The following is a 22,472-nucleotide window of genomic DNA, read 5'->3' as shown; positions in this document are numbered from 1 at the left end:
CGTAAAGCCTGACACAACCGGTGCTGTTTAGCGCCGGTTTTTTTTCGCCTTTCTCCCGTTTCCCGAAGCGCTATCCAGAAAGCGTGCAACGCGCTGCAACCCTCCTAATGCTGCGGATGACGCCTCGTAAAACGATAATCCGATGCTCGTCATGTTCACGGCGCTTCGCCACACTCCCGGTATGAAAAAAGAGAACGGTTTTACGCTTATCGAAACGCTGGTCGCCGTTTCGCTTGTCGTCATCCTCAGCGCTTCAGGTCTGTACGGCTGGGACAGCTGGCAACGGCATCAGCGGCTGTGGCAAACCGCCAGTCAGGTGCGAGATTACCTGCTGTTTCTGCGCAACCATGCCAACCGCCACAACCGCGACCATCAAATCACCCGTCAGCGGGTTGGCGACAGGGACTGTCTGGTGAGCTCTGCCGTGCAGGGCTGTGAGAAGGACAGCCCCTTTGTGCTGCTCCCCCTCTGGCCTGAGGTCGCGATCGGCGAGGTCACGCCGTCGCTGGGGTTCTATGGATTACGGGATACGGCATGGGCAGGGCGGATACGCGTTCAAAGTCGTGCCGGAGACTGGCTGATTATCGTTTCAGACGGAGGGCGCATCAGGATGTGTAAGGTCTCCGAGGGAGGACAATGTCGATGAGACAGGGCGGCTTTTCGCTTACCGAAGTGCTGATTGCTACGGCCATCAGCAGCCTGTTATTGATAAGTGCATCGCGCTTTTTACCCGGATTGCAGCGGGCGGTATTACTGCAATCTGCCCAGCGAGAGCTGGAAGAAGAGGTCTGGCAACGCCTGTTCGCCCTCGGCAAACAGCTTCAGCGTGCGGGGTACTGCGCGGGAAATTGCCAGGGACAGGCGCTGACGATCGGCAGGCAGGGGCGCTGCATCATTGCGCGGTGGGATGCCAACAGTAACGGCTACTGGGATAGCAGCGCATCAGAAAATGACAGCACCGGTTTTCGTCTGGAATCGGGGGCGCTGGAAACCCTACGTGGCGCGACGTCGTGTGAAGGAAAAGGGTGGGAAAAGCTCACGGACCCGGACAGGCTTACGATAGCACACTTTGTGGTGAGGAGAGTCGAACATGCCGGTTTTGCGCCAGAGCTGAATATCGAACTGGCCGCGAGGCGTAAAGATGAAAAAGGGGAACCCTGGCAGGCGTTGTATACGGTCACGGGGTACAACCTGTGAATCGTCAACGCGGCATATCTTCGCTGGCGCTGGTTCTGCTTTTACTGGTGCTCGGTACTTTGATCCTGACGGGACTCAATCAGCAGGTCATAACGTTCAGTGCGCTCGTTGGCGGTGAGAGCCGCTCGCTTCAGCAGCAGGCGGCGGTTCAGTCCGCGCTTGAGTGGGGACGTGTTCAGCCCTGGGCGTCAGCGCCACCAGTCCAGTGCAAAACGACATCGGCATGGCGGGTGTGTTTGCGTCAGCTGAGCGAGGCGCGGGTACTACTGATAGCCGGCGGCAACGACCTGCTGCTCTGGCGCAGGGGAGAGATCGTCGACGGGATAGTGCGCTTTTCGCCTCACGGCTGGAGCGATTTTTGCCCCCTTAAGGAGAGTGCGTTATGTCAACTGCCGTGAGCACAGAAAAAGGGTTTAGCATGGTTGAGGTCCTGCTGGCGATGATGCTGCTGGTGGTGGTCGTGACGGCACTGTCGGGGTATCACCGGGCGCTGGCGGCGCGGTTCACCGTGTTTAATCAGTATCGCCAGCTCTGGCACCATGCCTGGAACCAGTCTCAGCTCTCAACAAATGTTCTCCCGGCAGGCTGGCAGGCCAGTCGGGGGCAGACAACGCTCGCAGGATGTGTCAGCATCACGGTTACACTTATTTCTCCTCTGGGTCGGCGCGGTGAGTTAACGCGTCTGCATTGCCCGGTTAGCCAGTAGTCGGGAGCGTCTATGTTAAGGGTCTACCACTCAAATCGTCTGGATGTGCTGGAAGCACTGATGGAGTTTATCGTTGAGCGCGAGCGGCTTGACGATCCTTTTGAGCCTGAAATGGTGCTGGTGCAGAGCACCGGTATGGCGCAGTGGCTGCAAATGTCGCTTTCCCGCAAGTTTGGCATTGCCGCGAATATTGATTTCCCGCTGCCTGCGAGCTTCATCTGGGAGATGTTTGTCCGCGTGTTGCCGGATATCCCGGAGCAGAGCGCCTTCAACAAGCAGGCCATGAGCTGGAAGCTGATGGCGCTGCTGCCGGAAATGCTGCAGCACGATGAATTTGCCATGCTGCGCCACTACCTCAATGACGATACCGACAAGCGCAAGCTGTTCCAGCTGGCATCGCGCACTGCCGATCTCTACGACCAATACCTTGTTTACCGCTCCGACTGGTTAATTCGTTGGGAAGCGGGCGAGTTGGTTGAAGGCCTGCCGGAGGCGCAAATATGGCAGGCCCCGCTGTGGAAAGCGCTGGTGGAGCATACCGAGAAACTGGGCCAGCCTAAGTGGCACCGTGCCAATCTCTACGATCGGTTTATTTCGATACTTGAAAATGCGTCGGAACGCCCGGCCCGACTGCCGTCACGCGTTTTTATCTGCGGAATATCCGCATTACCCCCTGTCTATCTGAAGGCGCTGAATGCGCTGGGTAAACATATTGATATTCATATTTTGTTTACCAACCCTTGCCGACAGTATTGGGGGGATATTCTCGACGAACGCTGGCTTGCACGGCTGGTAACTCGCCAAAGAAAGCGCCTTTTTGAAGAACGGTCCATCCCGCTGTTTAAAGACGGCTCGACGGCCGGGCAGCTTTTCGATGAAGACGGTATCCAGAACCTGCCCAATCCGCTGCTTGCCTCGTGGGGGAAGCTGGGGCGTGACTACATTCACATGCTTTCAGACATCACTTCCTCAGGTGAAGGTGACGTGGATGCCTTTGTTGAGATCGCCCCGGACTGCCTGCTGCATAATATTCAGTTAGATATTCTGGATCTGGAAAACCGCGCCGTCATGGGCGTGACGGCGAACGAGTTCGAACGCAGCGACAATAAGCGAAAACTGGATCCTGACGATCGCAGCGTCACGATCCACGTTTGCCACAGCCCACAGCGTGAGGTCGAAGTGCTTCACGACCAACTGCTGGCGATGCTGCAGGAGGATCCCGATCTGACGCCACGCGATATCGTGGTGATGGTGGCGGATATCGACACCTACAGTCCCTTTATTCAGGCCGTCTTTGGCAGCGCGACGGGGGAACGGTACCTGCCTTACGCGATATCTGACCGTCGTGCCCGCCAGTCGCATCCGGTATTGCAGGCGTTTATCACTCTGCTTTCACTGCCGGATAGCCGATTTATCTCCGAAGATGTCCTGGCGTTGCTGGATGTTCCCGTGCTGGCCGCACGCTTCAACATTAATGAAGAGGGTCTGCGCTACCTTCGTCAGTGGGTGAATGAGTCTGGCGTGCGCTGGGGGATCGATGACGATAACGTTCAGGAGTTCGAGCTTCCCGCAACCGGACAGCACACCTGGCGATTTGGCCTGACGCGTATGCTGTTGGGCTACGCCATGGAAAGCAGCCAGGGCGAGTGGAATGAGGTGCTGCCTTACGATGAGTCCAGCGGGTTAATTGCTGAACTGGTGGGGCATTTAGCATCGCTATTAATGCAGCTTAACCGCTGGCGATATGCGCTGTTGCAGCCGCGTCCACTTGAAGAATGGCTCCCGGTCTGCAGGGCGTTACTCAATGATTTCTTCCTGCCGGACAATGACACCGAAGCGGCGATGGCGCTCATTGAAACCCAGTGGCAGGCTATCATCGACGAAGGCGTGAATTCCCACTACCACGAGGCCATCCCGCTGTCGCTGTTGCGTGATGAGCTGACGCAGCGGCTTGACCAGGAGCGAATCAGCCAGCGTTTCCTGGCGGGGCCTGTCAATATCTGCACCCTGATGCCCATGCGTTCTATCCCGTTCAGGGTGGTCTGCCTGCTTGGCATGAACGACGGTGTGTATCCGCGCGCGCTGCCGCCGCTGGGGTTCGATTTAATGAGCGCAAACCCAAAACGGGGCGATCGTAGCCGCCGCGATGATGACCGCTACCTCTTCCTTGAAGCGCTCATTTCTGCTCAGAGCAAGCTCTATATCAGCTATATCGGCCGTTCTATTCAGGACAACAGCGAGCGTTTCCCCTCCGTACTGGTGCAGGAGCTGGTGGACTATATCGGCCAGAGCCACTACCTGCCGGGAGATGAAGAGCGCAACTGTGATGAAAGCGGGCAGAGGGTGAAAGCCCATATCACCTGTTCCCACAGCCGCATGCCGTTTGACCCGGTGAACTATATTGCCGGCGAGCGCCAGAGCTATGCCCATGAGTGGTTACCGGCGGCGAAAAAAGAGGGGAATGCGCATACTGATTTCATTCAGGAACTTGACCCGCGCCCCATCGACACCCTGACCTTCGAGCAGCTTCAGCGGTTTTGGGCACATCCGGTGCGCGCCTTCTTCCAGCAGCGACTGCAGGTCAACTTCCGCTCTGAAGAGAGTGAAATTCCTGATGCAGAACCGTTTACGCTGGAAGGTCTGGAGCGCTACCAGTTAAACCTGCAGCTGCTGAATGCGCTGGTTGAAGAGGAAGATGCGGACAAACTTTACCGTCGCTACCGTGCTGCGGGTCAGCTGCCCTACGGAGCGTTCGGGGAGATCGTCTGGGAGGCGCAGTGCCAGGAGATGACCGCTCTGGCAGAGCGCGTAAGAGCGTGCCGACAGCCGGGGAAAAGTATTGAAATTGATCTCAACTGCAACGGGGTACAGCTCACGGGCTGGTTAACCCAGGTACAGCCGGATGGGCTGCTGCGCTGGCGGCCCTCAATGCTAAGCGTTTCGCAAGGATTGCAACTCTGGCTGGAACATCTTGTCTACAGTGCGGGTGGGCATAAAGGCGAAAGCCGCATTTTCGTGCGCAAAGAGGGCGAATGGCGCTTCCCGCCGATGGAATCCGAGCAGGCGTTAGGGTATCTCTCTTTGTACATTGAAGGCTACCGTCAGGGAATGAACAAACCGCTCCTGTTACTACCGGAAAGTGGCGGCGCCTGGATAAAAGCCTGTTATGACGCGCAGAATGATGCGATGTTAACGGATGAGGTTTCGCTCCAGAAAGCGCGCAGTAAGTTTATGCAGGCCTATGAAGGAAACATGATGGTGCGGGGTGAAGGTGAGGATGTCTGGTATCAGCGTTTGTGGCGAGCGCTCGAGCCAGAGTACTTTGAGGCTATCACGGAAGAGGCGCAGCGCTACCTGTTGCCGTTGTTTAGATTTAATCAGTCCTGAGTGCTGTATAAAAATTGCGCAGATAAAGGTGTTCATTTATGATGCACTTCTTATCACGGACTGATGTACCCAAAGAAAGAGATGTTGGCGTGTCCAGCACGCAGTTTGTTAATGATGTAGCCGTGATAAAGAGGTCGTAATGCCAGGCAGCACCTTGTTTAAAGCGTTTGTTTTGTTTATTGCCCTTTGGGCGCCCGTCACTCACGCAGACTCCGGTTGGCAACCCGTTCAGGAAACTATCCGTAAGAGCGAAAAAGATACCCGTCAATATCAGGCTATTCGCCTTGATAACGGGATGACCGTGCTGCTGGTTTCCGACCCGCAGGCGGTGAAATCCCTGTCGGCATTAGTGGTGCCGGTTGGGTCGCTGGAAGATCCTGACGCTCATCCTGGGCTTGCACACTATCTGGAACATATGACGCTGATGGGGTCAAAAAAATACCCGCAGCCAGATAGCCTGTCCGAATTTCTGAAGATGCATGGCGGCAGCCACAATGCCAGTACGGCACCGTACCGCACGGCCTTTTATCTCGAAGTCGAAAATGATGCGCTGGAAGGGGCTGTCGATCGCCTTGCCGATTCCATCGCCGCGCCGTTGCTGGATAAAAAATACGCCGATCGTGAACGTAATGCGGTGAATGCCGAGCTGACCATGGCCCGCACGCGAGACGGTATGCGCATGGCGCAGGTCAGCGCCGAAACCATCAACCCTGCGCACCCGGGTTCGCGCTTCTCCGGTGGTAATCTGGAAACCTTGAGCGACAAACCGAACAGCCCGGTGCTGGATGCCCTGCACGCGTTTCGCGATCAATACTACTCCGCCAACCTGATGAAAGCGGTCATCTACAGCAATAAACCGTTGCCGGAGTTGGCAGCCATGGCGGCCAAAACCTTTGGCCGGGTGCCGAATAAAAATATCGACCTGCCGCAAATAACCGTTCCGGTGGTCACTGACGCGCAAAAAGGCATCGTGATCCACTACGTTCCTGCCATGCCGCGCAAAGTGCTGCGCGTGGAATTCCGCATTGATAACAACACGGCACAGTTCCGCAGTAAAACCGATGAGCTGGTCACCTATCTGATTGGTAATCGTAGCCCGGGTACGCTGTCTGACTGGCTGCAAAAGCAGGGGCTGGCGGAAGGCATTCGCGCCGACTCCGATCCGGTTGTGAACGGCAATAGCGGCGTGCTGGCGATCTCCGCGACCCTGACTGACAAAGGACAGGCCAACCGTGATGAAGTCGTAGCTGCTATCTTTAGCTACCTCTCCTTACTGCGTGAGAAAGGCGTCGATAAGCGCTATTTTGATGAACTCGCGCACGTGCTGGATCTCGATTTCCGCTACCCGTCCATCACCCGCGACATGGATTATGTGGAGTGGCTGGCGGACACCATGATCCGCGTGCCGGTGGAACATACCCTCGACGCGGTGAATATTGCCGACCGGTATGATGCCGGGGCGGTAAAAGCCCGCCTGGCGATGATGACGCCGGAGAATGCCCGCATCTGGTACATCAGCCCGAACGAACCGCATAACAAGACGGCGTACTTTGTCGATGCCCCTTATCAGGTGGATAAAATCAGCGCCCAGACCTTCGCCGACTGGCAGAAGAAGGCCGGTGAGATTGCGTTGAAGCTGCCGGAGCTGAACCCCTACATTCCGGATGACTTCTCGCTGATCAAAACGACGAAAGCGTACCCGCATCCGGAACTCATCATCGATGAGCCCACGCTGCGCGTCGTGTACACCCCAAGCCGCTATTTCGCCAGCGAGCCAAAGGCCGATGTCAGCGTGGTGCTGCGTAACCCGAAAGCCATGAACAGCGCCAAAAATCAGGTGATGTTCGCGCTCAATGACTATCTCGCCGGTATCGCGCTCGATCAGCTCAGCAACCAGGCCGCCGTGGGCGGGATCAGCTTCTCCACCAACGCCAATAACGGTTTGATGCTTAATGCAAACGGCTATACCCAGCGCTTGCCTCAGCTGTTCCAGGCCCTGCTGGAGGGCTACTTCAGCTACACGCCGACGGAAGAGCAGCTTGAGCAGGCTAAATCCTGGTATGCCCAGATGATGGATTCTGCCGAGAAGGGCAAGGCTTACGATCTGGCGCTTATGCCAGCGCAAATGCTGTCTCAGGTTCCTTATTTCCAGCGTGAGGAGCGCCGCGCGCTGCTGCCTTCCATCTCCTTAAAAGACGTGCTGGCGTACCGCGATGCGCTGAAAACCAACACGCGTCCGGAGTTCCTGATCGTTGGCAACATGAGTGAGGAGCAGGCCAAAACCCTGGCGGAGAATGTGCGCACTCAGCTCGGCTCTAAAGGCGACGAGTGGTGCCGCAACCAGGACGTGCTGGTTGAGAAAAAGCAGAATGTGATCTTTGAAAAAGCGGGTAACAGCACGGATTCCGCGCTGGCCGCGGTCTTTGTGCCAACGGGCTACGATGAATTCGCCAGTTCAGCGCAGAGCGCCGTGCTGGGACAGATTATTCAGCCGTGGTTCTATAACCAGTTACGCACAGAGGAGCAGCTTGGCTACGCGGTGTTTGCCTTTTCCATGAACGTCGGTCGTCAGTGGGGGCTGGGTTTCCTGCTGCAAAGCAGCGATAAACAACCGGCGTATCTCTGGCAGCGTTACCAGGCCTTCTTCCCGCAGGTGGAAGCAAAACTGCGTGCCATGAAGCCGGAAGAGTTTGCCCAGATCCAGCAGGCCGTCATCGCGCAGGTGATGCAGCCGCCGCAGACGCTGGGTGAAGAAGCCTCGCAGCTGAGCAAAGATTTCGATCGCGGTAATCTGAAATTTGATTCGCGTGATAAAGTAGTGGCCGAGATAAAACAGCTGACGCCGCAGAAGGTCGCCGACTTCTTCCATCAGGCGGTCATTAAGCCGCAGGGAATCACCATCCTGTCTCAGGTTTCCGGTAGCCAGAACGGGAAAACGGAGTACGTGAACCCGAAAGGCTGGAAAGTCTGGAAGAGCGTCAGCGCGCTGCAGCAATCTATGCCCTGGAGTAAGAAAGAATGACCGATACCGCTGAGTCCCTTGATCCCTTACGTTTACCTCTGCAGGGTGAACGATTGATTGAAGCCTCAGCGGGAACGGGAAAAACCTTCACCATTGCCGCCCTCTATCTGCGCCTGCTGTTAGGCCTTGGCGGCAACGCCGCTTTTCCACGTCCTTTGAGCGTGGAAGAGCTGCTGGTGGTCACCTTCACCGAGGCCGCTACCGCAGAGCTGCGGGGCCGTATTCGTACCAATATCCACGAGCTGCGCATCGCCTGTCTGCGTCAGAGCACGGATAACCCCCTCTACGCCAGCCTTCTGGAAGAGATTGCCGATAAGCAGCAGGCAGCCCAGTGGCTGCTGCTCGCTGAACGGCAGATGGACGAAGCGTCCGTCTTTACCATTCACGGTTTTTGCCAGCGCATGCTGAGCCTGAACGCGTTCGAGTCCGGTATGCTGTTCGAACAGCAGCTCATTGAAGATGAGTCCGTGCTTCGCTATCAGGCCTGCGCGGATTTCTGGCGTCGCCACTGCTACCCCTTACAGCGCGATATTGCCGAAGCGGTACACGCGCTCTGGAAAGGCCCGGAGGCGCTGCTGCGCGCGATCGATCGTTATCTACAGGGGGAAGCGCCGGTCATCAAATCCCCGCCGCCGGCAGATGAAACCCTGGCCTCGCGGCATGAAAAAATCATCGCGAAAATTGCAGACATCAAGCAAAAGTGGATGGAGTCAGTCGGCGAGATTGACGCCATTATCGAAAATTCCGGGATTGACCGTCGCAAGTTCAACCGCGGCAATCAGGGAAAATGGATCGACAAGGTCAGCGCCTGGGCGCAGGAAGAGACGCGGGGCTACCAGCTCCCGGACGCGCTGGAGAAATTCTCCCAACGTTTCCTGGCTGAGCGGACAAAAGCCGACGGCATTGTGCCTGAGCATCCCCTGTTTGTGGCGATTGAAACCCTGCTGGCGGAGCCCCTTACGCTCAACGATCTGATGATCGCTCGCGCCATGACGGAAATTCGTGAAGCCGTGGCGCGCGAAAAGCGCCGCCGTGGCGAGCTGGGGTTCGACGATATGCTGAGCCGCCTGGATGCGGCGCTGTGCAGTGAAAATGGCGAAGCGCTTGCCGCCGCGATTCGCACCCGCTTCCCGGTGGCGATGATAGACGAATTCCAGGACACCGACCCTCAGCAGTACCGCATTTTCCGCCGTATCTGGCGCCAGCAGCCCGACACCGCGCTGCTGTTAATCGGCGATCCGAAACAGGCCATCTACGCCTTCCGCGGTGCGGATATTTTCACCTATATGAAGGCCCGCAGCGAGGTTGCCGCGCACTACACGCTCGATACCAACTGGCGCTCCTCTCCCGGCATGGTGGAAAGCGTCAACGCGCTGTTTAGCCGCATGGAAACGGCGTTTATGTTCCGGGAGATCCCGTTTCAGCCGGTAAAATTTGCCCCGAAAAACGCCTCGTTGCGCTTCGAGTTTAACGGCGTGACGCAGCCTGCCATGAACTTCTGGCTGCTGGATGGGGAAGGCTGCGGCGTTGCCGACTATCAAAATGCCATGGCCCAGCACTGTGCTGCGCAAATCCGTGACTGGCTCAGTGCGGGAGCGCGAGGCGAGGCGCTGCTGTGGAAGGGGGATAACCCCACCCCGGTAAAGGCATCAGATATTACGGTGCTGGTGCGCAGCCGTCAGGAGGCCGCATTCATCCGCGACGCCCTGACGTTACTGAATATCCCCTCCGTCTACCTCTCGAACCGCGACAGCGTCTTTGAAACGCTGGAGGCGCAGGAGATGTTATGGCTGCTGCAGGCCGTGCTTGCCCCGGAGCGGGAAAGTACATTGCGCAGCGCATTAGCCAGCGCGATGCTCGGACTGAACGCGCGCGATATTGATTCGCTCAACAATGACGAAGCCGCGTGGGATGCGGTGGTGGAAGAGTTTGTCCACTACCGGGAAAGATGGCAGAAGCGCGGCGTGATGGCGATGGTGCGCGAGCTCATGGCTCAGCGGCACATTGCCGAGAATATGCTGGCTACCGCAGGCGGGGAGCGGCGGCTAACCGATATTTTGCACATCAGCGAACTCTTGCAGGAAGCGGGTACGCAGCTGGAGAGCGAGCACGCCCTGGTGCGCTGGCTGGCGCAGCAGATTGCCGATCCGAACAGCAATTCCTCCAGCCAGCAGATGCGCCTCGAGAGTGATAAACATCTGGTGCAGATCGTCACCATCCACAAGTCGAAAGGCCTGGAATATCCGCTGGTCTGGCTGCCGTTTATCGCCAATTACCGCGTGCAGGATCAGGCTTTTTACCACGATCGCGAGTCTTTTGAGGCGGTGCTCGATCTCAGCAACGCGGAGTCCAGCGTTGAGCTGGCAGAGGCCGAACGTCTGGCGGAAGATTTACGCCTGCTCTACGTGGCGCTAACCCGCTCGGTCTGGCACTGCAGCCTGGGCGTTGCGCCGCTGTTCCGGCGTCGGGGCGAAAAGAGCGGGGAGAGCGATTTTCATCTGAGCGCGCTGGGGCGGCTTATTCAGCAGGGTGAACCCAAAGACGCGGCGGGCCTGCGCCAGTGCATCGAATCCCTTTGCTCTGAGCATGTTGCCCTGCATATTCCTTCGCTGCCCGACAACAGCCGCTGGCACATGCCGGAGCCGCACGAGTCAGATCTCCATGCCCGTCAGGTGGTACGTACGATTGCCGACGACTGGCGCGTTACCAGCTACTCTGGCTTACAGCAGCACGGGCAGAGTATTGCGCAGGATCTGATGCCAAAACTGGACGTGGATGCCGCAGGCGCCGGTAGCGTACCCGCTGAGCCGGTGCTGACGCCGCACCAGTTCCCGCGCGGCGCCTCGCCGGGCACGTTTTTACACAGCCTGTTTGAAGAGCTGGATTTTACCCAGCCGGTTTCCGAAGCGTGGGTGCTGAAGATGCTACAGAGCGGTGGTTACGACGCGCAATGGCAGCCGGTTCTTACTGAATGGATCCGCGCGGTTCTGCACGCCCCGCTCACGGCCCAGGGGATCTCGCTTAGCCAGTTGACCACCAAAGATAAGCAGGTGGAGATGGAGTTTTACCTCCCCATCGCCAGCCCGCTCAGGGCCGAGGCGCTTGATGCGCTGATCCGCGAGTACGATCCGCTGTCCGCCGGGTGCCCGCCGCTGAACTTCCGCCAGGTGCAAGGAATGCTAAAAGGCTTTATCGACCTGGTTTTCCGCCACGACGGGCGCTACTACCTGCTGGATTACAAGTCGAACTGGCTGGGTGAAAACAGCGAAGCCTATACCCAACAGGCGATGGCGTCGGCTATGCAACTGCATCGCTACGATCTGCAGTACCAGCTTTATACCCTGGCGCTGCACCGTTACCTGCGCCATCGTATTGCCGATTACCGTTACGACGCGCATTTTGGTGGCGTGATTTACCTGTTCCTGCGCGGCGTGGATGCTAACGACCCGCGTTCCGGCGTCTTTAGCACGCGTCCGGCTGCGGAACTGATTGAAAAAATGGATAACCTGTTTGCCGCAGGCACGGAGGAGATGGCATGACGATGCAGGCGCTACTGCTGGACGCGGTTGAACAACGATTACTTCGCCACCTGGACGTGCAGTTTGCCATGATGGTGGCAGGCGAGGAGCCTGCCGTCATGCTTGCCGCCGCGATTCTGAGCAAAGATGCGGGGGAGGGGCACGTATGCCTGCCGCTGTCGCGTCTGGCGGTGGATGAGAAAATGCCTCCGGCTTTACAGGCGTGTTTCGCGCTGCTGGGTGACGCCGTGGACTGGCAGGCGATACTACGCGGTTCGCCAGCCGTGAGCGGAGCCGATACCGGGACGCCAATGATTCTGGTCGGCGAGCGTTTGTATCTTAACCGGCTGTGGCGTAACGAACTGACGGTGGCGCGCTTCTTCAGCGAGACCAACGCCCCGCTTCCCTGCGATGAAACGCAGCTCCGGCAAACGCTGGATGCACTGTTTTCCTCTGACGAGGCGACAGACTGGCAGAAAGTGGCGGCAGCCGTGGCCTTAACGCGTCGGATCTCGGTGATTTCAGGCGGACCGGGCACCGGGAAAACGACCACCGTGGCAAAACTGCTTGCCGCGCTAATTCAGCTCTCGGGTGAGCAAAAGTGCCGTATTCGCCTGGCGGCCCCCACCGGTAAAGCCGCGGCGCGTCTCACGGAATCGTTAGGCGGCGCGCTGCAAAAGCTGCCGCTTACCGGGGAGCAGCTTGCGCTTTTCCCCAACGAAGCCAGCACGCTACACCGTTTGCTTGGCGCTCAGCCCGGCAGCCAGCGTTTGCGCTACCATGCCGGTAATCCCCTGCACCTGGATGTGCTGGTGGTGGATGAGGCGTCGATGATTGACCTGACGATGATGTCGCGTTTGATTGATGCCCTACCGCCGCACGCGCGCGTTATTTTCCTGGGCGATCGCGACCAGCTTGCCTCCGTGGAGGCGGGGGCTGTGCTGGGCGATATCTGCACCTATGCCAGCCTGGGATATACCGCAGAACGCGCTCAGGAATTAGCCCGTCTCACCGGATGCTCGCTCACCTCTGAAAACCATTCGCTTGCAGGGGCGCTGCGCGACAGCCTGTGTCTGCTGCAGAAAAGCTACCGCTTCGGCAGCGATTCCGGTATCGGCCAGCTTGCGGCGGCCGTGAACCGGGGCGACCGGCGCACAACCACTGCGGTGTTTGACGGCACCTTTACGGATATTGAGAAAAAATCGCTGCAGACCGGGGAAGAGTATCAGGCGATGCTGGATGATGCCCTGCAGGGGTATCAGCACTTTCTGACGGGCGTACAACAGCAGCGTCCGCCGGAGCAGGTCATTGCCGCATTTGGTGAATATCAGCTGCTCTGTGCGCTGAGGGAAGGTCCCTTTGGTGTCCGGGGCCTGAACGACAGGCTGGAACAGCTGCTGGTGCAAAAGCGTAAAATAAACCGCACCCCGCACTCGCGCTGGTATGAAGGGCGGCCGGTGATGATTTCCCGCAACGACAGCGCGCTGGGGTTGTTTAACGGGGATATCGGGATTGCGCTCGACTGCGGCCAGGGGCTGCGCGTCTGGTTCCAGATGCCGGACGGGAGCGTGAAGTCTTTCCAGCCCAGCCGTTTGCCCGAGCATGAAACCGCCTGGGCGATGACGGTGCATAAATCCCAGGGCTCCGAGTTTAACCACGCGGCGCTGGTCCTGCCCACGCAGCTTTCCCCCGTCATTACCCGCGAGCTGATCTATACCGCCATTACGCGCGCGCGTCAGCGCCTGTCGCTGTATACCGATGAACGCGTGCTGGTGCAGGCGATTGCCACCCGCACGGAACGCCGAAGCGGGCTGGGCGCGATATTTGAGTCCCTCTGAACGAACGCCCTCGCCGCACGGTGAGGGCGTCGTATCATCCCAGGTCCGCCATCAGCACTTTTGAACGGCGCTGATAGTTGTACATCTCTTTCTTCGTTTCCGGCAGAGAATCGATATCCACCGGCGTGAACCCGCGCTCCTGGAACCAGTGAATGCTGCGCGTCGTCAGGACGAACAGCTTGCTCAGCCCCATCTGGCGCGCCTGTGCCGCCACGCGCTCAAGCAGCATTTCACCGCGTGAAGAGCTGCGGTAATCAGGATGCACCGCCACGCAGGCCATTTCACCGATCTTCTCTTCCGGGAACGGATAGAGCGCGGCGCAGGCGATGGTCAGGTTATCACGCTGAATAATGGTGAATTTGTCGATTTCCATCTCCAGCTGCTCGCGCGAACGACGCACCAGAATACCCTGCTGTTCCAGCGGGCGGATCAGCTCCAGAATGCCGCCGATGTCGTTAATGGTGGCGCGGCGGATCTGCTCCGCACTCTCCATGACAATCTGCGTACCAATACCGTCGCGGGAGAACAGCTCCTGCAGCAGGGCACCGTCTTCCTGATAGCTGATCAGGTGGCTACGACGCACGCCGCTGCGGCAGGCCTTCACGGCGCCACGCAGGAAGCGGACCGTGCCGGAGTGATAATCGCCTTCGGCTTCCAGCGCTTCCACGCGGGCCTGGGCTTCATTCGGGAAGAGTTCCGGCACGATCGTTCCTTCATCATTCACGACGCCCTGAGAGGAGCAGAACCCAATCATTTTTTCCGCCTTCAGCTTGATCGCCAGCTGCGTGGCGATCTCTTCTGAAGTGAGGTTGAAGCTTTCGCCGGTCACCGAAACGGCGACCGGGCCCATCAGCACGATGGCACCGCTGTCCAGCTGGCGGTGAATGGCTTCTTCATCAATACGACGAATGCGGCCGCTGTGGCAATAATCCACGCCATCGTCCACGCCGAGCGGCTGGGCAATGATGAAGTTGCCGCTCACGACGTTGATATGCGCGCCCTGCAGCGGCGTGTTGTTCAGGCTCATGGACAGGCGAGCGGTGATATCCAGCTGCAGCAGACCTGCCGCCTGCTTCACCAGTTCAAGGGTTTTGGCATCCGTGACGCGGGTATGCTTGTGGTAAATCGGCTCGTGGTGGTGAGCGGCCAGGTTGGCGTCGATCTGCGGGCGCGCGCCATAGACCACCACCAGGCGGATCCCCAGGCTGTGCAGCAGGCCAATGTCATTGACGATGCTGGAAAAATTTTCATGCTCAATGGCTTCGCCGCCAAGCATGATGACAAACGTTTTTCCCCGATGGGCGTTGATATAGGGAACAGAATGGCGGAATCCCTGGACCAGTTCGGTTCTACGTTCCTTCACCATGGCACAACCCTTAATGAATGTTTATTCGTAATTTCTGTATTTTTATTCGATTGTGGCCGCGTGTGCAAGCGCAAATTTTCCGCGACCCACAGAAAATGATAAGTAATCCGTGCGTTAGCGTATGATTGTTTACCCTTTTATAGATGACAGTTTATGCGTCATTCGTTAAAGTTTTCGGTCAATCTGGACATTTTGTATATCAGTCAGTGTTCTTGCTCGGGAGAAGCATGTCGGGATCCAATTCAGCAATAAGCCGCCGCCGTTTGTTAAAAGGGGCCGGGGCAATGTGGTTGCTTAGCGTCAGTCAGGTCGGTCTTGCCGCCACCAGTCAGGTCGTGGCGGTGCGCGTCTGGCCATCGTCGACCTATACGCGCGTGACGGTCGAATCCAATCGCGTGCTGAAATATAAGCAATTTGCCCTCAGCAACCCGGAACGTGTGGTGGTGGATCTCGAAGGCGTTAATCTCAACTCCGTGCTGAAAGGGATGGCGGCGCAGATCCGCGGCGACGATCCGTTTATTAAATCGGCACGCGTCGGGCAGTTCGATCCGCAAACCGTGCGCATGGTGTTTGAACTGAAGCAGAACGTGAAGCCGCAGCTGTTTGCCCTGGCGCCTGTCGCGACGTTCAAAGAGCGCCTGGTTATGGATCTTTACCCGGCCAATGCGACGGATATTCAGGATCCGCTTCTTGCCCTGCTGGAAGATTACAACAAAGGCGATCTGCAGCGTCAGGTTCCGCCGGCGCAAAGCGGTCCGCAGCCGGGGAAAGCAGGGCGCGATCGTCCGATTGTGATCATGCTTGATCCAGGCCACGGCGGCGAAGACTCCGGTGCGGTGGGGAAATACCGCACGCGTGAAAAAGACGTGGTTCTGCAAATTGCCCGTCGTCTGAAGGCGCTGATTGATAAAGAAGGCAATATGCGCGCCTATATGACGCGTAATGAAGACGTCTTTATTCCGCTGAAGGTCAGGGTGGCGAAAGCACAGAAGCAGCGCGCAGATTTGTTCGTCTCGATCCATGCGGATGCGTTTACCAGCCGTCAGCCAAGCGGCTCGTCGGTGTTTGCGCTCTCAACCAAAGGCGCGACCAGTACCGCAGCAAGATACCTGGCGGATACCCAGAACGCCTCGGATCTGATCGGTGGCGTGAGCAAAAGCGGCGATCGCTACGTTGATCACACCATGTTCGATATGGTGCAGTCGCTGACCATTAACGACAGCCTGAAGTTTGGTAAAGCGGTGCTGGGCAAGCTGGGCAACATCAATAAGCTGCACAAGAACAGCGTTGAACAGGCCGGATTTGCGGTACTCAAGGCGCCGGATATCCCGTCCATCCTGGTTGAAACCGCGTTTATCAGTAACGTGGAAGAGGAGCGTAAGCTCAAGACGGCAAAATTCCAGCAGGAAGTGGCGGAATCGATTCTGGCAGGGATTCGTGCGTATTTCTCTGACGGGGCGACGCTGGCGCGGCGCGGGTAGATCTTTTGGCCGGGTTTATGCCCGGCAAATTCACAAACGACAGATACAAAAAAACACCCTTAAGGGTGTTTATTGTTTTAGAAGTGTTGGTTGCGGGGGCCGGATTTGAACCGACGACCTTCGGGTTATGAGCCCGACGAGCTACCAGGCTGCTCCACCCCGCGTCCGTCTTTCTACTCTCGCAGAAACTTACTTCTTCAAATTTGATTGGTTGCGGGGGCCGGATTTGAACCGACGACCTTCGGGTTATGAGCCCGACGAGCTACCAGGCTGCTCCACCCCGCGTCCGTCTTTCTACAGTCGTAGAAGATACTTCATCAAATTTTAATTGGTTGCGGGGGCCGGATTTGAACCGACGACCTTCGGGTTATGAGCCCGACGAGCTACCAGGCTGCTCCACCCCGCGTCCGTGGATGCGCACTATACTCGGATAGACTTGTGATGCAACCCCTTTTTCACATTTATCATGATTTTGTATGCAAATTGAACGACATGGCGCTGTTTGGACTATTTTTTGCGCAAAATTTGCCAAAGGGCATGCGATCGCATTTCATTAGCCCTGGCGGTTTGTTATCTTCATCACGCGGAAATGGGCAACTTAAAGACGAGACAGAATGAAAGGACGTTGGGCGAAGTATCTGATGGCGGGCGCAATGGTAGCGATTCTTGCGGCCTGTTCTTCCAAACCGACCGATCGCGGTCAACAGTATAAAGACGGGAAGTTATCCCAGCCTTTCTCTTTAGTTAATCAGCCTGATGCGGTCGGCGCACCGATCAATGCCGGTGATTTCTCCGAGCAGGTCTACCAGATCCGCAACGCGTCACCGCGTCTGTACAGCGCACAGAACAACGTTTATAGCGCGGTGCAGGACTGGCTGCGCGCGGGCGGCGATACGCGCAACATGCGCCAGTTTGGTATCGACGCCTGGCAGATGGAAGGGGCCGATAACTACGGCAACGTTCAGTTTACCGGCTACTACACCCCGGTTATCCAGGCGCGACACACGCGTCAGGGCGAGTTCCAGTACCCTATCTACCGTATGCCGCCAAAACGCGGCCGTCTGCCGTCGCGCGCTGAGATCTACGCCGGTGCGCTAAGCGAAAACTACGTTCTTGCTTACAGCAACTCCCTGATGGACAACTTCATCATGGACGTTCAGGGCAGCGGCTATATTGATTTTGGCGACGGCTCGCCGCTTAACTTCTTCAGCTATTCCGGTAAAAACGGCCACGCCTATCGCAGTATTGGCAAGGTGCTGATCGACCGCGGCGAAGTGAAGAAAGAAGACATGTCGATGCAGGCGATCCGCGAGTGGGGCGAAAAGCACAGCGAGGCCGAGGTGCGTGAGCTGCTGGAGCAGAACCCGTCGTTCGTCTTCTTTAAACCGCAAAACTTCGCGCCGGTGAAAGGGGCGAGTGCGGTACCGCTGATTGGCCGCGCGTCGGTGGCATCGGATCGTTCGATTATTCCTGCGGGCACCACGCTGCTGGCAGAGGTCCCGCTGCTGGACAACAACGGCAAGTTCAACGGCCAGTATGAGCTGCGTCTGATGGTGGCGCTGGACGTTGGCGGCGCGATCAAAGGGCAGCACTTCGATATCTATCAGGGCATTGGCCCGGATGCAGGCCACCGCGCAGGCTGGTATAACCACTACGGACGCGTGTGGGTGCTTAAGGCGGCACCGGGTGCCGGAAACGTATTCAGCGGCTGATTGTGGTATTCTGAATGCAATACGGATTACTGTTCAGGGTGAGGAGAACCTCACCCTTTTTACATCTGAGGTGTTATGTCTGTGGTAATCAGCGATGCTTGGCGCCAGCGTTTTGGCGGCACGGCACGTCTCTATGGTGAAAAAGCCCTGCAGCTGTTTGCGGATGCGCACGTCTGCGTCGTGGGCATTGGTGGTGTGGGGTCGTGGGCCGCAGAAGCGCTGGCGAGAACCGGTATTGGCGCAATCACGCTGATTGATATGGATGACGTGTGCGTCACCAACACCAACCGTCAAATTCACGCCCTGCGTGATAGCGTCGGCCTGGCAAAATCGGAGGTCATGGCGGAACGTATCCGCCTGATTAACCCGGAATGTCGGGTCACGGTGATTGATGATTTTGTGACGGCAGATAACGTCGCTGAATACATGAGCAAAGGCTACAGCTATGTGATTGACGCCATCGACAGCGTGCGTCCAAAAGCGGCGCTGATCGCCTACTGTCGTCGTTACAAGGTTCCCCTGGTGACGACCGGCGGCGCGGGCGGGCAAATCGATCCTACGCAGATCCAGGTGGCCGATCTGGCGAAGACCATTCAGGATCCACTGGCCGCCAAGCTGCGTGAACGCCTGAAAAGCGACTTTAACGTGGTGAAGAACAGCAAGGGCAAGCTGGGCGTAGACTGCGTGTTCTCGACCGAAGCGCTGGTCTACCCGCAGGCCGATGGTTCCGTGTGTGCGATGAAAAGCACGGCTGAAGGGCCAAAGAGAATGGATTGTGCCTCAGGCTTTGGCGCGGCCACCATGGTGACCGCTTCCTTCGGCTTTGTGGCGGTGTCTCACGCCCTGAAGAAGATGATGGCGAAGGCGGAACGTCAGGCCTGAGCCTGACGTGCGGCGCCCAGTACCGCGTCGTTGAGCGCGATCAACCCCTGACCGCGCGAGGCGCTGAGCTGCGCGCGCAGCCCCAGCTCATCAAATAACGCCAGCGGCGAATGCGCCAGCAGTTCCGCCGCGCTTTTCCCTTCCACTGCCGTCAACAATACGGCCAACAGGCCCCGGACGATGCGGCCTTCGCTGTCGCCGAAGAAGTGCAGCTTCTCGCCGGAAACGCTTACTCCCAGCCAGACGCGGTTTTCACAGCCTGCAATCTCTTTCGCCTGCGCCTTGAGATCGTCAGAGAGGGTCGGTAATTGCTTACCGAGGAGAATCAGCTGGCGATATTTATCTTCCCACTGTGAAAGCGGGGCAAAGGTCTGTTTTAACGTCTCTTCAGTGATGACGGTGCCAAACGGATGTCCGGCTAAAGCAGCGTGAGTCATTAATCCACCAGTATTTCAAGCGCGCGGTCGACAGCGGCAACCAGCGCGTCAACATCGCTTTGTGTGTTATAGGGCGCGAACGAGGCGCGCAGCGTGCCGCTCACGCCGAGCGCCGCCAGCAGCGGCTGCGCGCAGTGCTGCCCGGCGCGCAGGGCGATGCCATACCCGGCCAGCAGCGTTACCATGTCGCTGTGATGCACGCCCACAAAATCAAAGGCGAGCAGGCTTGAATCCTGAACGCGGAACGAGCGGAAACCTGGGCGCTTTTTCAGTTCTTCCTCTGCCAGCGTCGCCAGCCCCCGGCTCCAGCTTTCAGCCTGAACACTGTCTGTTTCTGCCAGCCACTCCAGCGCCGCGCTTAGGCCAATCACGCCGGCTACGTTCGGCGTACCGGCTTCCAGGCGGTAAGGCACATCCTGCGTTTTGAAACCGTCAAAAGTCACTTCAGCGATCATCTTGCCGCCCCCGAGCCACGGGGTCATTTTTGCCAGCAATTCCGGCTTGCCGTACAACACCCCAATACCGGTTGGCCCGTAGAGCTTATGTCCTGAGAAGGCATAGAAGTCGATATCCAGCGCCTGCACGTCGGCGGGGAAATGCACCACGCCCTGCGCACCGTCGACCATCACCACCATCCCGTTGGCATGCGCGATGCGAATCGCCTGAGCCAGGTCCGGGCAACCACCGGTGACGTTAGACATCTGTCCAAGCGCCAGAATGCGGCTGCGAGGGGTAATCAACTCGGGGAGACGGGCCACATCGGGCAGAAGGTCTGCGCCCAGCGGAAGCTTCACCACGCGTGCACCCGTTTGTTCGGCCACCATCAGCCACGGCACCAGGTTGGCGTGATGTTCCGCCTCGCTGACGACGATCTCATCGCCCGGCTGAAGCAGCGGGCGCGCGTAGCACTGGGCCACCATATTGATGGCCTCGGTGGTGCCGCGCGTCCAGACGATATTTTTCCCGCTTTCGGCATTGATCAGGTGCGCCACGCGATCGCGTGCGGCTTCGTAGCGCGCGGTTAATCGCTGCGCCTCGGCAAACTGGCTGCGATGCACGTTCCCGGCGCTCAGGCTGTAAAACTGCTGCGTGGCGTCAATGACCGCCTGTGGCTTAAGGGCGGTGGCGGCACTGTCCAGATAAATACCGGCATCGGCCAGCGCCGGAAACTGTGCGCGGAACTGCGCAGGACTGAAAGCGTTCATGGGATTCCTCATTTCAATATCACGATCGTCGCGCAATTTCCGCGGCAGGGCAAGGAGGTTGATATCTATCAGAATTGTCTGCTTATCCTCATGACCCCAAAAAAGCAGGTTATGCTAAATAGTGTTAGGCGGATGTTTTAGCCTGTTATAAATCGAGGTTTGAATAGCATTAATTGCTAAAGGAGAATAATCATGAATAAGACAGCTGCAATCATCTCTGCCTGTGCGTTTACTTTTGCCCTGAGCGCCTGTTCCGGTAACAACTACGTGATGCACACCAACGATGGTCGTTCCATCGTTTCGGAAGGGAAACCGACAACCGATAACGATACCGGGATGATTTCGTACAAAGATGCTAACGGGAACAAGCAGCAGATCAACCGCACGGACGTGAAAGAGATGAAAGAGATCGAGCATTAACCAATCGCAGGCGAAAAAAAAGCACCGCAAGTTGGCGGTGCTACATTAATCACTATGGACAGACAGGGTAAATGTACAGGAAGTGAAAAATTGGTAGCGTTGCTACCGTGGTCTGAATCGCAGACCAATTGCAAACACAACAACACAACATCACAACCGTAAGCCAAAAGCCCTTCAGAACACGCATTCCGAAAAAAGCTCTTCGTTCCGGCTCAGGAAGTGCCGCCACTATAGGTATTTGCTGGTAGTTCCTCAACGGACAAATTATAATGGCTCAGATAAAAAAAACTAATAGGTTAAACGTTGTTTCCTATTTGTTAAATTCCTTTAACATCTAAGCCATATAACCATGTCAAAGCGATTGCCCCCCCTCAACGCATTACGTGTTTTTGATGCAGCAGCACGTCACCTGAGCTTCACCCGCGCAGCCGATGAGCTTTTTGTGACACAGGCCGCAGTAAGTCACCAAATCAAGTCTCTGGAGGATTTTCTGGGCCTTAAGCTGTTTCGTCGACGCAACCGCTCGTTGCTGTTGACCGAAGAGGGGCAGAGCTATTTTCAGGATATTAAAGAGATTTTTTCGCAGCTTACTGAAGCCACGCGTAAGCTACAGGCCCGCAGTGCAAAAGGTGCTCTGACTGTTAGTTTATTGCCCAGTTTTGCCATTCAGTGGCTGGTGCCAAGACTCTCAAGCTTTAACTCAGCTTATCCGGGGATAGACGTTCGAATCCAGGCCGTGGATCGTCAGGAAGACAAGCTGGCCGATGACGTGGACGTCGCGATTTTTTATGGGCGCGGTAACTGGCCGGGCTTGCGTGTTGAGAAATTATACGCAGAATATCTCCTGCCGGTCTGTTCCCCTCTGCTGTTAACGGGCGACAAAGCGCTGAAGTCTCCCGCTGACCTGGCGCAGCATACGCTTTTGCATGATGCCTCTCGACGCGACTGGCAAACTTATACCCGTCAATTAGGTCTTACACATATAAACGTGCAGCAGGGACCCATCTTTAGCCACAGTGCGATGGTGTTACAGGCTGCCATTCACGGGCAAGGTGTGGCGTTGGCGAACAACGTCATGGCGCAGTCCGAAATAGAGGCAGGTCGCCTGGTCTGCCCTTTTAATGATGTACTGGTCAGCAAGAATGCGTTTTATCTGGTTTGTCATGACAGTCAGGCAGAACTGGGTAAAATAGCCGCCTTCCGGCAGTGGATACTGGCGAAAGCGGCAAGCGAGCAAGAAAAATTCCGCTTCAGGTATGAACAATAACGTTTGTGTGCCGGGCACGCATCAATTCAGGACT

At 57.2% G+C, this 22,472-nt stretch carries 16 protein-coding genes and 3 tRNA genes; 13 read left to right on the top strand and 6 right to left on the bottom strand.

Annotated features, from left to right (window positions below; all coding sequences use genetic code 11):
• Nucleotides 1–181: 181 nt before the first annotated feature.
• From ACHH0Z_RS09780 to recD, 8 genes are all read left to right on the top strand, one after another.
• The gene (locus ACHH0Z_RS09780; protein WP_025912413.1) at nucleotides 182–646 is read left to right on the top strand and encodes a prepilin peptidase-dependent protein; all 465 of its coding nucleotides are present in this window, start codon (nucleotides 182–184) and stop codon (nucleotides 644–646) included.
• Nucleotides 637–1,197, top strand: coding sequence for a prepilin peptidase-dependent protein (locus tag ACHH0Z_RS09775; protein ID WP_045407119.1), 561 nt, complete (start codon nucleotides 637–639; stop codon nucleotides 1,195–1,197). Before ACHH0Z_RS09780 ends, ACHH0Z_RS09775 begins: the two co-directional genes overlap by 10 nt.
• Nucleotides 1,194–1,595, top strand: a complete 402-nt coding sequence (locus ACHH0Z_RS09770) for a DUF2509 family protein (RefSeq protein ID WP_045407117.1) — start codon at nucleotides 1,194–1,196, stop codon at nucleotides 1,593–1,595. Before ACHH0Z_RS09775 ends, ACHH0Z_RS09770 begins: the two co-directional genes overlap by 4 nt.
• Nucleotides 1,580–1,903 (top strand): prepilin-type N-terminal cleavage/methylation domain-containing protein, encoded by a 324-nt coding sequence (locus ACHH0Z_RS09765; RefSeq protein ID WP_045407114.1) that lies wholly within the window; start codon nucleotides 1,580–1,582, stop codon nucleotides 1,901–1,903. The genes ACHH0Z_RS09770 and ACHH0Z_RS09765 overlap by 16 nt, the downstream gene beginning before the upstream one ends.
• A 12-nt stretch (nucleotides 1,904–1,915) precedes the next feature.
• A complete protein-coding gene (gene recC, locus ACHH0Z_RS09760; protein WP_045407112.1) occupies nucleotides 1,916–5,290 on the top strand; it encodes an exodeoxyribonuclease V subunit gamma in 3,375 nt (1,124 codons plus the stop codon).
• A gap of 139 nt (nucleotides 5,291–5,429) precedes the next feature.
• A complete protein-coding gene (gene ptrA / locus ACHH0Z_RS09755; RefSeq protein ID WP_045407110.1) occupies nucleotides 5,430–8,312 on the top strand; it encodes a pitrilysin in 2,883 nt (960 codons plus the stop codon).
• Complete coding sequence (gene recB / locus ACHH0Z_RS09750; RefSeq protein WP_045407107.1) at nucleotides 8,309–11,851, top strand: exodeoxyribonuclease V subunit beta; 3,543 nt, start codon at nucleotides 8,309–8,311, stop codon at nucleotides 11,849–11,851. The genes ptrA and recB overlap by 4 nt, the downstream gene beginning before the upstream one ends.
• Entirely contained in the window at nucleotides 11,848–13,668 is a 1,821-nt protein-coding gene (gene recD, locus ACHH0Z_RS09745; protein WP_045407105.1) for an exodeoxyribonuclease V subunit alpha, read from the top strand. Before recB ends, recD begins: the two co-directional genes overlap by 4 nt.
• Before the next feature lie 34 nt (nucleotides 13,669–13,702).
• On the opposite strand, the gene argA is transcribed toward recD, so the two are convergent.
• The gene (argA, locus tag ACHH0Z_RS09740) at nucleotides 13,703–15,034 is read right to left on the bottom strand and encodes an amino-acid N-acetyltransferase (RefSeq protein ID WP_008499655.1); all 1,332 of its coding nucleotides are present in this window, start codon (nucleotides 15,032–15,034) and stop codon (nucleotides 13,703–13,705) included.
• Between the two features lie 227 nt (nucleotides 15,035–15,261).
• Here argA and amiC point away from each other — a divergent pair, with 227 nt between their 5' ends.
• Nucleotides 15,262–16,515, top strand: coding sequence for an N-acetylmuramoyl-L-alanine amidase AmiC (gene amiC, locus ACHH0Z_RS09735; protein WP_021242006.1), 1,254 nt, complete (start codon nucleotides 15,262–15,264; stop codon nucleotides 16,513–16,515).
• 87 nt (nucleotides 16,516–16,602) lie between these two features.
• Here amiC and ACHH0Z_RS09730 read toward each other — a convergent pair.
• From ACHH0Z_RS09730 to ACHH0Z_RS09720, 3 genes are all read right to left on the bottom strand, one after another.
• A tRNA-Met gene (locus ACHH0Z_RS09730) sits at nucleotides 16,603–16,679 on the bottom strand.
• A gap of 44 nt (nucleotides 16,680–16,723) precedes the next feature.
• Nucleotides 16,724–16,800: transfer RNA gene (locus ACHH0Z_RS09725), tRNA-Met, on the bottom strand.
• Nucleotides 16,801–16,844: 44 nt separating this feature from the next.
• Nucleotides 16,845–16,921 (bottom strand) — tRNA-Met (locus ACHH0Z_RS09720).
• A gap of 208 nt (nucleotides 16,922–17,129) precedes the next feature.
• On the opposite strand from ACHH0Z_RS09720, the gene mltA reads away from it, so the two are divergent.
• Together mltA and tcdA are read left to right on the top strand one after the other, a co-directional pair.
• Entirely contained in the window at nucleotides 17,130–18,227 is a 1,098-nt protein-coding gene (gene mltA / locus ACHH0Z_RS09715) for a murein transglycosylase A (protein WP_021241890.1), read from the top strand.
• Between the two features lie 75 nt (nucleotides 18,228–18,302).
• Nucleotides 18,303–19,109 (top strand): tRNA cyclic N6-threonylcarbamoyladenosine(37) synthase TcdA, encoded by an 807-nt coding sequence (gene tcdA, locus ACHH0Z_RS09710; RefSeq protein ID WP_008499651.1) that lies wholly within the window; start codon nucleotides 18,303–18,305, stop codon nucleotides 19,107–19,109.
• Here tcdA and csdE read toward each other — a convergent pair.
• Together csdE and csdA are read right to left on the bottom strand one after the other, a co-directional pair.
• The gene (gene csdE / locus ACHH0Z_RS09705; protein ID WP_045408478.1) at nucleotides 19,100–19,546 is read right to left on the bottom strand and encodes a cysteine desulfurase sulfur acceptor subunit CsdE; all 447 of its coding nucleotides are present in this window, start codon (nucleotides 19,544–19,546) and stop codon (nucleotides 19,100–19,102) included. The two genes, tcdA and csdE, sit on opposite strands and share 10 nt — an antisense overlap.
• The gene (csdA, locus tag ACHH0Z_RS09700) at nucleotides 19,546–20,751 is read right to left on the bottom strand and encodes a cysteine desulfurase CsdA (RefSeq protein WP_045408481.1); all 1,206 of its coding nucleotides are present in this window, start codon (nucleotides 20,749–20,751) and stop codon (nucleotides 19,546–19,548) included. Before csdA ends, csdE begins: the two co-directional genes overlap by 1 nt.
• A gap of 192 nt (nucleotides 20,752–20,943) precedes the next feature.
• Here csdA and ACHH0Z_RS09695 point away from each other — a divergent pair, with 192 nt between their 5' ends.
• Together ACHH0Z_RS09695 and gcvA are read left to right on the top strand one after the other, a co-directional pair.
• Complete coding sequence (locus tag ACHH0Z_RS09695) at nucleotides 20,944–21,171, top strand: YgdI/YgdR family lipoprotein (RefSeq protein ID WP_008499648.1); 228 nt, start codon at nucleotides 20,944–20,946, stop codon at nucleotides 21,169–21,171.
• 349 nt (nucleotides 21,172–21,520) lie between these two features.
• Entirely contained in the window at nucleotides 21,521–22,438 is a 918-nt protein-coding gene (gcvA, locus tag ACHH0Z_RS09690; protein WP_008499647.1) for a glycine cleavage system transcriptional regulator GcvA, read from the top strand.
• Nucleotides 22,439–22,472: the final 34 nt, after the last annotated feature.

The sequence above is a fragment of the Enterobacter cloacae complex sp. 2024EL-00227 genome (genome assembly GCF_043945315.1).
Taxonomy (GTDB): Bacteria; Pseudomonadota; Gammaproteobacteria; order Enterobacterales; family Enterobacteriaceae; genus Enterobacter; species Enterobacter roggenkampii.
This window is presented reverse-complemented; position numbering and strand designations above follow the sequence as displayed.

What these genes read in the sequence shown, in the direction of transcription:
- ACHH0Z_RS09780 (WP_025912413.1), top strand. Translation starts at nt 182, where the DNA reads ATGAAAAAAGAGAACGGTTTTACGCTTATCGAAACGCTGGTCGCCGTT.
- ACHH0Z_RS09775 (WP_045407119.1), top strand. Translation starts at nt 637, where the DNA reads ATGTCGATGAGACAGGGCGGCTTTTCGCTTACCGAAGTGCTGATTGCT.
- ACHH0Z_RS09765 (WP_045407114.1), top strand. Translation starts at nt 1,580, where the DNA reads ATGTCAACTGCCGTGAGCACAGAAAAAGGGTTTAGCATGGTTGAGGTC.
- recC (WP_045407112.1), top strand. Translation starts at nt 1,916, where the DNA reads ATGTTAAGGGTCTACCACTCAAATCGTCTGGATGTGCTGGAAGCACTG.
- ptrA (WP_045407110.1), top strand. Translation starts at nt 5,430, where the DNA reads ATGCCAGGCAGCACCTTGTTTAAAGCGTTTGTTTTGTTTATTGCCCTT.
- recB (WP_045407107.1), top strand. Translation starts at nt 8,309, where the DNA reads ATGACCGATACCGCTGAGTCCCTTGATCCCTTACGTTTACCTCTGCAG.
- recD (WP_045407105.1), top strand. Translation starts at nt 11,848, where the DNA reads ATGACGATGCAGGCGCTACTGCTGGACGCGGTTGAACAACGATTACTT.
- argA (WP_008499655.1), bottom strand. Translation starts at nt 15,034, where the DNA reads ATGGTGAAGGAACGTAGAACCGAACTGGTCCAGGGATTCCGCCATTCT.
- amiC (WP_021242006.1), top strand. Translation starts at nt 15,262, where the DNA reads ATGTCGGGATCCAATTCAGCAATAAGCCGCCGCCGTTTGTTAAAAGGG.
- mltA (WP_021241890.1), top strand. Translation starts at nt 17,130, where the DNA reads ATGAAAGGACGTTGGGCGAAGTATCTGATGGCGGGCGCAATGGTAGCG.
- tcdA (WP_008499651.1), top strand. Translation starts at nt 18,303, where the DNA reads ATGTCTGTGGTAATCAGCGATGCTTGGCGCCAGCGTTTTGGCGGCACG.
- csdE (WP_045408478.1), bottom strand. Translation starts at nt 19,546, where the DNA reads ATGACTCACGCTGCTTTAGCCGGACATCCGTTTGGCACCGTCATCACT.
- csdA (WP_045408481.1), bottom strand. Translation starts at nt 20,751, where the DNA reads ATGAACGCTTTCAGTCCTGCGCAGTTCCGCGCACAGTTTCCGGCGCTG.
- ACHH0Z_RS09695 (WP_008499648.1), top strand. Translation starts at nt 20,944, where the DNA reads ATGAATAAGACAGCTGCAATCATCTCTGCCTGTGCGTTTACTTTTGCC.
- gcvA (WP_008499647.1), top strand. Translation starts at nt 21,521, where the DNA reads ATGTCAAAGCGATTGCCCCCCCTCAACGCATTACGTGTTTTTGATGCA.